Raw genomic sequence first — 13,669 nt, 5'->3', positions numbered from 1 at the left:
ATGTAAAATAAGGTTTAAAGCTGGGGAGAGCCTGGCTTTTGCCATAAGGAGGTAAAACGATGACTTATTTGGATATGTTAGTAGAAAGCGTGGAACGCGCACAGGAACGGTTTGAGCGTTTGTTTGAAGGAGTGACAGTTGAAGAGGCCAATCGTTTCCCAGCTGCAGAAGTTTCAGGTCAAATTAAATCCATAACTTGGTTGGCTTGGCATACTGCGCGTGAGATGGACTTACAGATTTCTGACTTGGCAGGCAGGGAACCTATCTGGTTTAGTCAGGGCTGGAAGGAACAGTTTCACTTGGATTTACCTGATGATACTCAGGACTGGCGGCATTCTTTGGAGGAAGCTCAAAAAGTCCAAGTGGATGATCTGAGTATTGCGCTGGGATATCTGGAAGCAGCTGCTAAGCTCACTAAAGATTACCTCAACTCGCTTGATGAAGCCGTTCTTGATGACATTGTGGATGATTCTTGGACACCTGCGGTCACTCGCGGTGCGCGTCTGGTGTCGATCATTGATGATGCTACTATGCATTCAGGTCAGGTTATCTATGCTAGGCGCTTGCTGGGCTTGACAGATTAAGCTGTAAAAAGCAAACAAGTATCAAAAATTTAATGAAAGAAAGGAAGGAACAGCTTAGAATCCAAGAGGAAGAGCTGATGAAAAAGATAAGAGGCATAGAAAAGCAAATTTCTCTGTCTTGTCCTTGTTTCTATTAGTTTTTCTGGCTGTTCCTGATGTTTTAGATATGCCCGAATTACCGGAGGTTGAGACCGTCAGGCGCGGTTTGGAAGGTCTGATTGTCGGCAAGAAGATTGTAGCAGTAGATGTACGTGTGCCCAAGATGGTTAAGACGGATTTTGACAGCTTCAAGCTGGACTTGCTGGGTCAGACGGTTCACTCTATGCGCCGCCGTGGTAAATATCTCATTTTTGATTTAGGCGCTCAGGTGTTAATCTCGCATCTGCGTATGGAAGGCAAGTATCTGCTTTTTCCCGAGCAGGTGCCCGATGATAAGCACTTTCATGCGTTTTTTGAGCTGAGTGATGGCTCAACCTTGGTTTATCAAGATGTCCGTAAGTTTGGAACTTTTGAATTGCTGGCAAAATCGGCTGAAAGTACTTATTTTAAGCAAAAGAAAATTGGGCCTGAGCCAAACAAAAAAGACTTTAAGCTGGCGCCCTTTGAGCGAGCTGTCTTATCTTCTCATAAATCTATTAAACCCTCGCTTTTAGAACAAAAGCTGGTCGCAGGTTTAGGTAATATCTATGCTGATGAAGTGCTGTGGGCAGCTAGGGTTCATCCAGAACGTCCAGCAGATAGTCTTAAGAAAGCTGAAATCAAGCGAGTCCATGACGAAACCATTCGTATTTTACAGTTAGGAATTGAAAAAGGCGGATCGACCATTCGAACCTATCGTAACGCTTTAGGTGAAGATGGCACCATGCAAGAGTATCTACAAGTTTACGGCCGAACAGGTGAACCCTGTCCGCGTTGTGGAACAGAGATTCAGAAAATCAAAGTAGGAGGACGCGGGACGCATTTTTGTCCGTCCTGTCAAAAACGATGAGCAAGATCATTGGAATTACAGGCGGTATTGCCTCTGGCAAGTCAACGGTTGTTGAACAGATTCGCCGAGCCGGTTATCAGGTGATTGATGCGGATCAGGTCGTGCATGACCTGCAAAACAAGGGGGGCAAGCTCTATCAGGCTCTTATTTTTGCTTTTGGAACAGACATTGTAGCGGCCGATGGTCAACTGGATAGAGCCAAATTGGCTCAGCTGATTTTTTCAACTAAGGAAAATCAGGAAAAGTCTGCCAAGCTGCAAAATCAAATTATCCGTGAAGAATTGGCCCGTAGGCGTGAGGTTTTAGCTGCCAAAGAGTCTGTCTTTTTCATGGATATTCCGCTCCTTTATGAGTTGGACTATCAAGACTGGTTTGATGAAATCTGGCTGGTTTATGTTGATGAGGACAAACAGTTAGAGCGATTGATGGCACGCAATCACTACAGTCTTGATGAGGCTGCTAAGCGGATTGCTGCCCAACTTCCTATGTCGAAAAAGATTGGCTTAGCTGACCGAGTGATTGACAACAATGGCAGTCTGACTGATACCCACACACAAATTCACCATCTTTTGGCTGAATTATAGCTCCATGGGACCTCGAACATCAGGCCTGAAATTTAAGGTCACGTGGGCTATTTTTATGCTCTAGATATGGTATAATACATATCGAAGTTCTAAGAAAGAAGATGATGACTTATAAATAATCAAGGTGTCAGTACAATTAATTGGCGGCAGAATCTAAGGGTAGCTTGGTTCGGTAATTTTCTTACTGGGGCAAGCTTTTCACTTGTTATGCCTTTTATGTCCCTCTTTGTGGAAGAGTTGGGAGCCAAGCAAGGAATGGTTGAGCTCTATGCAGGCCTTTCAGTTTCACTGTCAGCCCTCGCCTCAGCCTTGGTTGCTCCTATCTGGGGCAGCTTAGCAGATCGCTATGGTCGCAAGCCCATGATGATCCGTGCTAGCTTGGTCATGGCTTTTACTATGGGGGGCTTGGCCTTTGTTCCCAATGTGTTCTGGCTCTTAATGTTTAGACTTTTAAATGGTATGTTTGCGGGTTATGTTCCTAATTCGACCGCCCTGATTGCCAGTCAAGCTCCCAAGGATAAGTTAGGAACAGCTTTGGGAACCTTGGCAACGGGTGTAACAGCCGGAACTTTAATTGGTCCTTTATTGGGAGGTTATTTTGCAGACTGGCTGGGCATTAGGAACCTTTTTTTGCTGGTCGGTGGTCTGCTCTTAATACTTAATCTATTGACTATTTTTCTTATCAGAGAAAACTTTATACCTGTTAAGAAAGCACATGAACTAGCTACTAAAGAGCTATTTAAACAAATTAAAGACCGTCAGGTGATGCTAGGTCTTTTTGTAACGAGCATGATTATTCAAATATCGGCCCAATCGATCGCTCCTATTTTAACCCTTTACATCCGACACCTAGGGCAGACAGAAAATCTGATGTTTGTGTCGGGACTAATTGTCTCCAGTATGGGCTTCTCCAGCATGCTATCTAGTTCCTTTCTAGGGAAAGTCGGTGATAAAATCGGTAATCACCGTTTGCTCCTTTTGGCTCTCTTTTACAGTTTTTGTATGTATCTGTCTTTCGCCCATGCCAAGACTCCCTTACAGCTGGGTCTGCTCCGTTTTTTATATGGCTTTGGAACAGGTGCTCTGATGCCCAGTGTTAATTCTTTGCTGACTAAAATTACTCCCAAGGAAGGCATCTCTCGGATTTTCAGTTACAATCAGATGTTTACCAATATCGGTCAGGTTATCGGTCCCTTTGTCGGTTCCAGTGTAGCTGCTGGACTTGGTTATCAGTGGGTCTTTTACGTGACCAGTCTGATTGTCTTTGTCAATTTCTCTTGGAGTTTTATCAACTTTAGACATTATTTGAAAGTTAAGGAAATCTAGTGCGCGTAAAAATCAATTTAAAATGCAGCTCCTGCGGCAGCCAAAATTATCTGACTAGTAAAAATAAGACCAGTCATCCTGATAAAATTCAGGTACCTAAATATTGCCCCAAGGAACGAAAAGTAACCCTCCATCTTGAATCTTAAGGGCATTTATGATAAACTACTTAGGACAATAGTGGAGGAATGAACATGTATAACATCTTACTGACAGCCTTGCTAGTGATGTCTGTGGTTTTGATTATCGCTATATTTATGCAACCGCAGAAAAATCCAAGCAGCAACGTATTTGATAACAGTGGTTCGGAGGCCTTATTTGAACGAACCAAAGCACGTGGCTTTGAGGCTTTCATGGAACGCTTTACGGGTATTTTAACTTTCTTGTGGTTGTTGGATGCCCTTGTGCTTGCGATTTTATCAAGTAAGTAATGACGAAAGTGAGCGAGACATGGTCTGGCTCCTTTTTTATAGGAGTCCTTCACAAATAGAACCATAAAAAGAAAGAGTAGTAATGGAAGAAAAAATTATTAATTACCTGCGAGAAAGGGGCAAGTCTAGCGTCAATGACTTAGCCGCTGACTTAGATATGTCGGGGGCTGAGAAGTTTCCTAAACTCATAAAAACCATCTCCAAACTGGAGAGTAATAGAAAGCTGCGCTTTAACCAAGATGGTTTTATCTCCTTGCGCAAGGATACGACGAGCCAGCAAAAACATGAAATTACCGTTCAAGGTATTTTTCGTGCCAATAAGAATGGTTTTGGCTTTCTGCATGTTAGTGACGAGGAAGAGGACATGTTCATCGGCCGCAATGATGTTGGTCATGCAATCGATGGGGATACCGTCGAGGTTGTCATAAAAAAACCAGCCGATCGTCTTAAAGGTACTGCTGCTGAAGCTCGTGTTGTCGATATTGTCGAACGCTCCCTCAAAACCGTAGTAGGAACCTTTATCCTTGATGATGAACGTCCCAAATATGCTGGTTATATCAGATCAAAAAACCAAAAGATTACCCAAAAAATCTATATTAAAAAGGAACCACTAGCGCTTGACGGTACAGAGATTGTCAAGGTTGATATTGATAAATATCCTACCCGTCACCACGATTATTTTGTCGCTCATGTCCGCGATATTGTTGGTCATAAGGGGGATGTCGGTATCGATGTGCTTGAGGTCTTGGAGTCTATGGATATCGTCTCTGACTTTCCAGAGGATGTCATGGCTGAAGCTGGAGCTATCCCTGAAGCCCCATCGGAAAGCGATATGGCAGGACGTTTGGATCTGCGTGACGAAATCACCTTTACTATTGATGGTAAGGATGCTAAGGACTTGGATGATGCTGTCCATATCAAAAAGCTGGATAATGGTAACTTTGAGTTGGGGGTGCATATCGCTGATGTCTCCTACTATGTGATAGAAGGATCTGCTCTTGATCGCGAGGCAATTGCCCGAGGAACCTCTGTCTATGTAACGGACCGCGTGGTACCAATGTTGCCGGAGCGCCTGTCTAACGGTATTTGCTCCCTCAACCCCAATCTTGACCGGTTGACTCAGTCGGCTATTATGGAAATAACGCCGCAGGGGCGTGTAGTTGATCATACTATCACCCAGACAGTGATTAAGACAACTTTCCGAATGACTTATAGCGATGTTAATGAGATGTTAGCGGGCAATCAAGAGGTTATAGACCAGTTCAAGCCGATTATGGAATCAGTCAGCCATATGGCTGAGCTACATAAGATTTTAGAAGAGATGCGAGAACGTCGCGGAGCCCTTAATTTTGATACTGCTGAACCTCGTATTTTGGTCAGTGATAAAGGAAGGCCTCTTGATATTGTTGTCCGAGATCGCGGGATTGCAGAGCGTATGATTGAGTCCTTTATGCTGGCCGCCAATGAGTGCGTAGCTGAACATTTTGCCAAGCAGCAGCTGCCATTTATCTACCGGATTCATGAACAACCCAAGGCAGAGAAGTTGCAAAAATTCATGGATTATGCCTCTCTCTTTGGGGTACCAATCTACGGCACGGCTAATAGTCTCGGTCAGAAGGCTCTGCAGGAATTTATGACCAAAATTGAAGGCCAGCCAGGTCATGAGGTTATGGCTATGATGTTACTGCGTTCCATGCAGCAGGCTCGCTACTCTGAGCATAATCACGGACACTACGGACTTGCAGCAGAATACTATACCCATTTTACCAGTCCTATCCGTCGTTATCCTGACCTCTTGGTCCACCGTATGGTACGAGAATACGGGAACTTGACACAGGAAAAGAAAGAGCATTTTGAAGAAGTTATCCCAGACTTAGCGGCATCATCGTCTGCCTTGGAGCGTCGGGCTATTGAGGCTGAACGAACGGTTGAAGCTATGAAGAAGGCTGAATATATGGAAGAACATGTCGGCGAAGAATTCGACGCTCTCGTTGCCAGCGTGGTTAAGTTTGGGCTCTTTGTTGAGCTGCCTAATACTATTGAAGGGTTGGTACATATAACGACGCTGCCAGAGTTCTATAATTACCACGAACGCACCATGACCCTGCAAGGGGAACGTACTGGCAAGGTCTTTCGCGTTGGTCAGCCTATCCGTGTACGCTTGATCAGAGCCGATAAAGAGACAGGCGATATTGATTTTGAATATTTAGCCAGTGACTTTGATATTATTGAAAAAGTGGATCATGAGGCACGTAAGGCTCGTGAGGGGAAAAACCGTGAATTCCGCCGCAAACGTCGCGATGATAGTGGGAAGCGACGGCGCCGAGAAGGTGATAATAATCACCGAAGCGATGGTAAAACAGAGTCTCGAAAAGATAAGGGTTCCTATGATAACCGCCGTAAGTCCTCTAAAAAGCCAGATAAGCGAAAAAATCAGAACCGTCCTCATAACGATAATAAAGGGCGTGAGCGCGGTCGCCGCAAAAAAAGAAGATGATCGATAATGCTCTTTAGGAAGAGTTGCGTTCTCAAAAAGATATCTAGGAGGTTTGTGATTGCATGGTTAAAGATAACAATAAGCCCTTGGCTCAAAATAAAAAAGCCCGGCATGATTATACCATCGTTGATACCGTCGAAGCTGGTGTAGTTCTGACTGGAACCGAAATCAAATCTGTCCGGGCTTCTCGCATCCAGCTCAAAGATGGCTATGCTCAGATAAAAGATGGTCAGGCTTGGCTGGTTAATGTTCATATTGCTCCCTTTGAACAAGGCAATATCTGGAATCAGGATCCTGAGCGCACTCGTAAGCTCCTCCTTAAAAAACGTGAGATTAGCCGCTTGGCAAATGAGCTTAAAGGAACTGGTATGACGCTGATTCCACTCAAGGTCTATATCAAGCGGGGTTTTGCTAAGGTACTCATCGGTCTAGCCAAAGGGAAGCACGATTACGATAAACGTGAGTCCATTAAACGTCGGGACCAAGAACGGGATATTAAGCGCCAGATGAAAAATTTTAATAGCCGGTAGAAAAATTATTAACTTTGAGGTACTAATTTGGTAGATAAATTTTTTTCGGAGCTATATGAGATATGTGTAAGAAAGCTGATTGATAACGATTGGCTTGATAGAGCTGTTATATTTTTAGTCATATTATGTTTTAGATTTAATCCTAAATTACTGGGAAACTTCCAATTAAAACACGTATTGGCAGGAAATTATTATCTAACTCCGATTGGTAACTTAATAGAATTTATAAATAAGTATTATATTAATTTAGCTTTCTATTTAGTACTACCTTATATAGCATCTCTAAGTGTTTATAGCGTATTAGTATGTGTTTATGGATTGCTAGAGAAGATCTCATTAAAAAGAAATAGATCATTAAGATTAAATGACTATCTCGATTTTATGTTTGATTCGAAGTTACTTAGAAGGCTTACTATTGGGAGTTTGCGGTTATTATTTTATTCTGTGAAATATTTATGGGCAAAATGGTTTCCATTATTTTTATGTGTAATGCTGCTTTACTATGATAATGATTTTTGGACGAATATAACAGCTAGCCATATTAATTCTCTTGATCCTATGTTTGCTGGTAATTCTTTTGGGATTTTTGTTTATAGATCATTGTGGTATAGTGATAAACTAACTTTTAATGTAGTTTTCGATATTGAATTACTTTCGCATACGATGTATTTAGGATATAGACTTTTTAATTTACCACCTTGGTTTTCAGACGTATTTTCAGGAAGTATAAAATACATTGAAAGGAAAATTTCCCCAGAAGAACCTAAGAAATAACTTTTGTATTTTAAGACAGTATAAATAATAATAGACCTCCTATCCACATTAGAACAGGAGGTCTATTATTTTTATAACAAGACATTTTGCAATATTATACTTAAGTTATCGCATTTCCTGATGAATGAGGTTCAGCAAGATTTCGACAAAGATAGAAGAAATAGATTGGGGGTCAATGATAGATTGCCTGTTAATGGAGCTGCCGGGCAAGACAATAGTATGTCTGAAATACTTATCAATCTGAGAACCTTTATTGATGGTAACAAGGTAAGAGTTTTGAGGCATGTTATGCTGCAATGCAGCTAGAGAAGCCCTGTAGTTGCCCATATCTCCTGACAGTGAGAACATGATCAGAGTATCCTCTTCGCGTATAATATTGGTCAGATGGGCTCCGCTGTTTAAATCACCAGCAAAATAACTGGGGATCCTCAAATCTTGAAGCCCCATGTGTAAAAATCTAGCGGGCAGGGATGAGTAGTAGATACCGAAAATATGAACCCTTTGACCGTTTAAAATGGCCTGAATAAGCTGGGTAATATTATTTCGATCAACATTTTTAAATTGTCTAGCCAAACTAATATAATTATCGGTCATATCATCCAGAGGATCAAGGGATTCCTTGCGGTAATGGTGGTGGAGATAATCTATAGCATCATAACGAAAGTCTTTGAATCCTCTGTAGCCCAGTGTTTGGCAAAATCGTTGTACCGCTGCAGTAGAAGTATGTGAAAGAGCAGCAATTTTAGTAATAGTATACGTTTCCAGAGTATCAATATGATTCATAATATAGTGATAAACCTTTTGTTCAGTCTTGGAAAAATCTGAGCTATGCTGTTCGATTTGTTCTAAAAAATTCATGTTAATAAAGACTCCTGTAGCTTTCATTTTACTGAGTTTCAAAGCAATTGTCAAAAGTCTTGACTTTAATTTAAACAAGATTGACAACGCTTTCAAAAAAAGATAAAATCAACTTGTTAAAAATAATTTCATTTTGCGATAAAATTATCAAAAATTAGAGGGAGGCTCTTATGGACTATCAACAGTTAGCAGACAACATTGTAAAAAATGTTGGGGATGTAGATAATATAACCGTCTTATCTCACTGTATGACGCGATTGCGTTTCAATTTAAAGGACGTCTCTAAGGTCAATAAGGGAGCTTTAGAGCAATTAGAAGGGGTTATCGGTACGGTTTACGCTGGTGGTCAGTATATGGTGATCTTAGGGCAGCACCTAGTTCCAGTCTACGACGCTATCATGAAAACCTATGATATTAAATCTGGCGGTGTCGTTGATGAGAATTTGGATGGGGACTTAGGAAATAAAGAAGGCTGGACTTGGAAGAATGCACCAAATAAGATTATCGGCTTTATATCCAGTTCTGTCACCCCGATGATTCCTGCCTTAATCGCAGGTGGTATGTTGAAAGTTGCCTTGATTTTGATAACGACCTTTATCAGTAAAGACTTTGAAACCTCTTCAACGTATTTGCTGCTGTCAGCCATCGGGGATGCTCCCTTTTACTTTATGCCTATTTTTGTAGCCTACGGTGCAGCTACAAAACTGGGTGGGACACCTATTTATGCTATGGTGTCGGCGGCAGCTTTATTACATACGAATTTTACGACTTTGGTGACAGCAGGAAAGCCAATTGATCTCTTTGGAATCGATGTTCGCTTGCTGTCATATGGCACATCCATGCTGCCGGCCCTGCTGATTGCAATTGTTGCCTATTACGCTGAAAAATATTTAAATAAGATTATCCCTAATATTTTTAAAGCTATCTTTGTTGGTATGGGGACAATTTTCATAGCAGGCAGTCTCGGCTATCTTGTCCTAGGGCCTCTTGGCAACATTGTCGGACAAGGTATTGCAGCAGTCTTCATGTTTCTAGACAGTACCGTAGGTCCTCTAGCTGTAGGACTTCTTGCAGCAGTTTTACCTTGGATGGTTATGGCAGGGATGCATACAGCCATCACACCGTTCATGCCCCAATTGCTTTCTAATCCGGGCTACGATGCTATGCTTCGCCCAGCCTTCCTTATGCATAATATGGCGGAAGGCGGTGCTGTCCTTGGTGTTATCGGACGAACTAAAGACAAGGTAAAACGCAGTGAGTTTATTTCAATAGCAATTGGCTGTATTGTCGCCGGTGTGACAGAACCAGCTATTTACGGTGTGAACCTCAAATATAAAAGGCCCATGTACGGCGTTATGGCTGGTGGTTTTGCCGGTGGTTTTGTTGCCAGTCTTTTAGGGGCTCGTGCTTTTGAAATGGGTTATTCCAATGTCCTAGCTTTGCCAATCTTTGCCAATACTGCTATGGCAGCCTTTATTGGAATTATAACAGCCATTGCTGTTGCCGCCCTTGTGACCTTTTTTATGGGAGTTGACGTTGAAGAAAAAAGCAGCAGTCAGACTATTACAGAACCTGTACAAAAAGTGATCCCAGACGATGCTGTAGTAGCAATAGCCGATGCCGAATTGCTCCCTCTTGAAAAGGTTAACGATGAGGTCTTTGCGCAAAAAATGATGGGGGACGGTCTTGCCTTTCAACTTGAGAGTGACTTTATCACTTCTCCAGTCAATGGTGAACTAACTACAGTATTTCCGACCGGACATGCCTTCGGGGTAAGACGACCCGATGGTGTAGAAATTTTAGTCCACATTGGTATCAATACGGTTGAATTAAAAGGGCAGGGCTTCGATGTTTTAACCCAAGCTGGAGAAACCGTCCGTGCTGGCCAGCCGGTGGTTAAAATTGACCGTGAAGCGATTGCTCAAGAGGGGTATGATACAACAACGATGTTGGTTATCGCTAATGCAAATGGTAAGGAGATCACCCTCAAAACCCAAGGTAAGGTTAAACAAGGAGAACGGTTGAGTTGAACTCGGGCTGCGGCTTGTGCAAAAAAGATAGTTTCTTCCTAGACGCCAGCGTCTTCGTCGAACCTCCTATTTTTGCTTGATCCGCGGACGCCCTTAGCGACACGACGTTTGGTTAGTCGATTTTACTAACCAAACGAAGTTAGTGGGAGAGGTAGCCAATTCACTCTAGTGATTGGCGTTTGGTATCAAGTGCGAAGCGCTTAGATAACAATCCTCTGCCGTATCTTATCAATTGAACGCGCCTACGACTCTGTGAAATTAGACTCGCTTTCCTAGAATCTTAAGTGATTCTTCGTCAAGCTCCCTAAATTTCTTTGAGTCGCTTAACGGCTTAGTATCTTATATATAAGGAGGAAGCTATGTCTTATCAATTACCTCAAGGTTTCTTATGGGGAGGTGCTACCGCTGATTTTCAGTATGAAGGCGGTTTTGGTGAAGGAGGACGAGGGCTTCTCTCTCATGATTTTGAAACGGATGGTTCTTTGGAGTCACCCCGTCACCATACCATGAGCATGCCTGATGGTTCTATTATTGCACCACGTTCATCTTTCTTTTACGCCGATCCTGTTCCCAAAGAAGCGGAGCCTATTTTTCTAGATGATGAATATTATCCAAGTCACAAGGCTGTTGATTTCTACCATCATTATAAAGAAGATATTAAATTGATGGCAGGAATGGGCTTTAATGTTTTTCGCTTTTCAATTTGTTGGAGCCGTATTTATCCGACGGGAGAAGAAGCAGAGCCAAATGAAGAAGGGCTTGCCTTTTATAATGATGTTATTAATGAGATGGCAAAATATGGTATGGAACCCCTAATTACAATCTGTCATGATGAAATGCCGATGAACCTAGCACTGAAATACGATGGCTGGTCCTCTCGCTATGTTATTGATGCCTATCTTAAATACTGTAAAACTTTATTTGAACATTATGGCGCTCGCTGTCGCTACTGGCTGACCTTTAATGAAATTAATGCAGTCCGAGGCTTTGGTCCTTGCGGTACCAGAAATTCAACTGGACAGGATCGCTATCAAGCGGCCCATCATATGTTTGTAGCCAGTGCTAAAGCTGTTAAATTGGGGCACGATTTGATGCCAGACAGTCAGTTTGGGGCTATGTATGCCATGAGTGAACTTTATCCTGCCACTTGTAAACCCGAAGATGTCTTTCACCGTCTGCAAGAGCGCCGCGAAAATTGGTATTTTATCGATATTATGGGGCGCGGCTATTATCCGCGATACAGCAAATCTCTTTGGGAGCGTCACGGAGTTGATGAGCTCCAAATTGAAGACGGTGATGATGTGATTTTGCGTGACGGTCAGTTGGACTTTATCTCTTTTAGTTATTACCGTTCGAACACGACTCAGGCAGGTGATAATTGGTTCAATGTAGGCGGATCTAGCAATCCCTATCTTAAAGAAACACCTTGGGGCTGGGCTGTTGACCCCTTAGGGCTTCGTCATGTCATGAATGAGATTTTTGACCGCATTCAAAAACCGCTCTTCATTGTAGAAAATGGTATGGGAGCTATCGATCAGGCTGATGAAGACGGTTATGTTGAGGATGACTACCGTATCGACTATCTGCGTGATCATCTGCAAAATATGGTGGATGCGATTAATAGTGATGGTGTCGACTGCCTTGGCTATACTATGTGGGCACCGATCGACCTCGTTTCCTTATCCACTGGTGAAATGAAGAAACGTTACGGCTTTGTCTATGTGGATATGGATGACAAAGGTCGCGGTAGCCTCAAACGCACTCCTAAAAAGTCTTACCAATGGATAAAAGAAATCATTGCCTCGAATGGTGGCAAGTTAGCTGAAATCTAAGAAACTACCAGTCGGCTTACTGGATGCTTTCTCTTTGGTTGTTGGTTGCAATGAGGAAATTGTTTCAGTTTAGAAACTCCTGACACACAGTAGGAGGGCAAAAAATGGCCATAAAGCATAAAAAAACCTCAAGATGGATAGTCTTCTTCCTCGGCCTAGTAATTGTTTTAGGTATGCTGTTTCTAATTTGGCACCCCAAAAGTACAAGCGACGAACCTCAAATTTATGGTGTGACCATTGATGACACTTGGGACGGTGAGGTTTCTACCAAAGAAATTGTTAAGGCTCTGAAAGCCATGCCCGTGCGGCCGACTGTCCGAATTGTGATGTCCAAAGAAAAAGATCCCAAGGATTATGTTCCCCTCTTCAAAAAGATCGCACCAGTGGCTGATATCATGGCTCAGCCTGTTGACTCCTATGATATGAAGGCTTATCCTGATGTCGCTTCTTACCGCCAGCGCTTTCAAGAATCGCTGGACTATCTCGCCGACTACACAACGATTTGGGAAGTGGGTAATGAAGTTAATGGAACGGATTGGATTAAACAGCCCCCAAAGCTTATTATGAACAAGGTTGAGGCTGCTTATGAAATCGTTAAAGAGACCGACCGGCAAACAGCGGTAACTTTCTACTATGAGAATCCTAAAGACCGTGATATGATGGCTTGGATCAATCATCATGTCCCTCAAAAATTAAAACAAGGGCTGGACTTTAGTTTTATTTCTTATTATGAAGATGATAACAAGGGCTATCAGCCAGACTGGAAGTCTGTCTTCCAAGTGTTTCAAGACAAGTTTCCACAATCTAAAGTAGGTATGGGGGAATGCGGCAATACAGCCGATTCAGCCACAACAGCCAGCAAAATAGCTATGATGCGCCATTATTACCGCCAGCCAGCTTATACTGAGCACTATGTCGGAGGCTATTTTTGGTGGAACTGGGTTCAGGACTGTGTTCCTTATGAGAACAACCGAGTTTCTCAAGAACTTAATCGTATTTTAAAGCAACAAAAAGGATCATAGAGCAGTTTTTGCGAATCTCAAGGAATAAGGCAGTCTTTGATTTTGTTGGAATGGTGGTGACTAAGAGTCAAACTTAAATAATCATTGCCAAGGGAGGGCCTGCCCCTCCACAGTAGAATGATGGTAGCTCATAAAATTTTTCAGCTAAAATGGTTTATCAAGTCTATTTTACTGGAAATTTTATGAGTTTTTTATTGCACTTATATGGTAAATTTT

General features: G+C 42.4%; 13 protein-coding genes. 12 read left to right on the top strand and 1 reads right to left on the bottom strand.

Going from position 1 to position 13,669, the window contains the following annotated elements; genetic code table 11:
* Positions 1 to 59: 59 nt before the first annotated feature.
* From ACVR1G_RS02565 to ACVR1G_RS02525, 9 genes are all read left to right on the top strand, one after another.
* Positions 60 to 584: a DinB family protein gene (locus ACVR1G_RS02565; RefSeq protein ID WP_447451655.1), complete on the top strand. Its 525-nt coding sequence runs from the start codon at positions 60 to 62 to the stop codon at positions 582 to 584.
* 166 nt (positions 585 to 750) lie between these two features.
* Positions 751 to 1,572 carry a DNA-formamidopyrimidine glycosylase gene (mutM, locus tag ACVR1G_RS02560; RefSeq protein ID WP_447451715.1) on the top strand — a complete coding sequence of 274 codons (822 nt, stop codon included), beginning with the start codon at positions 751 to 753 and terminating at the stop codon, positions 1,570 to 1,572.
* Positions 1,569 to 2,156 (top strand): dephospho-CoA kinase, encoded by a 588-nt coding sequence (gene coaE / locus ACVR1G_RS02555; protein ID WP_447451654.1) that lies wholly within the window; start codon positions 1,569 to 1,571, stop codon positions 2,154 to 2,156. The genes mutM and coaE overlap by 4 nt, the downstream gene beginning before the upstream one ends.
* A gap of 135 nt (positions 2,157 to 2,291) precedes the next feature.
* On the top strand, positions 2,292 to 3,482 hold the full coding sequence (locus ACVR1G_RS02550; RefSeq protein ID WP_491092698.1) for a multidrug efflux MFS transporter: 1,191 nt from the start codon (positions 2,292 to 2,294) through the stop codon (positions 3,480 to 3,482).
* Positions 3,482 to 3,628, top strand: coding sequence for a 50S ribosomal protein L33 (rpmG, locus tag ACVR1G_RS02545; protein ID WP_447451652.1), 147 nt, complete (start codon positions 3,482 to 3,484; stop codon positions 3,626 to 3,628). Before ACVR1G_RS02550 ends, rpmG begins: the two co-directional genes overlap by 1 nt.
* 45 nt (positions 3,629 to 3,673) lie before the next feature.
* A complete protein-coding gene (secG, locus tag ACVR1G_RS02540; RefSeq protein WP_447451651.1) occupies positions 3,674 to 3,910 on the top strand; it encodes a preprotein translocase subunit SecG in 237 nt (78 codons plus the stop codon).
* Between the two features lie 82 nt (positions 3,911 to 3,992).
* Complete coding sequence (gene rnr, locus ACVR1G_RS02535) at positions 3,993 to 6,407, top strand: ribonuclease R (RefSeq protein ID WP_447451650.1); 2,415 nt, start codon at positions 3,993 to 3,995, stop codon at positions 6,405 to 6,407.
* A 62-nt stretch (positions 6,408 to 6,469) separates the two neighbouring features.
* Positions 6,470 to 6,937 (top strand): SsrA-binding protein SmpB, encoded by a 468-nt coding sequence (gene smpB / locus ACVR1G_RS02530; RefSeq protein ID WP_447451649.1) that lies wholly within the window; start codon positions 6,470 to 6,472, stop codon positions 6,935 to 6,937.
* Positions 6,938 to 6,964: 27 nt separating this feature from the next.
* A complete protein-coding gene (locus tag ACVR1G_RS02525) occupies positions 6,965 to 7,711 on the top strand; it encodes a hypothetical protein (RefSeq protein ID WP_447451648.1) in 747 nt (248 codons plus the stop codon).
* Between the two features lie 105 nt (positions 7,712 to 7,816).
* On the opposite strand, the gene ACVR1G_RS02520 is transcribed toward ACVR1G_RS02525, so the two are convergent.
* Positions 7,817 to 8,569 carry a MurR/RpiR family transcriptional regulator gene (locus tag ACVR1G_RS02520; protein ID WP_447451647.1) on the bottom strand — a complete coding sequence of 251 codons (753 nt, stop codon included), beginning with the start codon at positions 8,567 to 8,569 and terminating at the stop codon, positions 7,817 to 7,819.
* Between the two features lie 170 nt (positions 8,570 to 8,739).
* Here ACVR1G_RS02520 and ACVR1G_RS02515 point away from each other — a divergent pair, with 170 nt between their 5' ends.
* From ACVR1G_RS02515 to ACVR1G_RS02505, 3 genes are all read left to right on the top strand, one after another.
* Complete coding sequence (locus ACVR1G_RS02515; RefSeq protein ID WP_447451646.1) at positions 8,740 to 10,599, top strand: glucose PTS transporter subunit IIA; 1,860 nt, start codon at positions 8,740 to 8,742, stop codon at positions 10,597 to 10,599.
* A 359-nt stretch (positions 10,600 to 10,958) separates the two neighbouring features.
* Positions 10,959 to 12,431 (top strand): family 1 glycosylhydrolase, encoded by a 1,473-nt coding sequence (locus tag ACVR1G_RS02510; RefSeq protein ID WP_447451645.1) that lies wholly within the window; start codon positions 10,959 to 10,961, stop codon positions 12,429 to 12,431.
* A gap of 104 nt (positions 12,432 to 12,535) precedes the next feature.
* Positions 12,536 to 13,453, top strand: coding sequence for a hypothetical protein (locus ACVR1G_RS02505; protein ID WP_447451644.1), 918 nt, complete (start codon positions 12,536 to 12,538; stop codon positions 13,451 to 13,453).
* The last annotated feature ends 216 nt before the right edge of the window (positions 13,454 to 13,669 follow it).

The organism is Streptococcus dentasini, from assembly GCF_053206945.1.
Note: the sequence above shows the minus strand (reverse complement) of the source record. Positions and strands in the feature narration are given on the sequence as shown.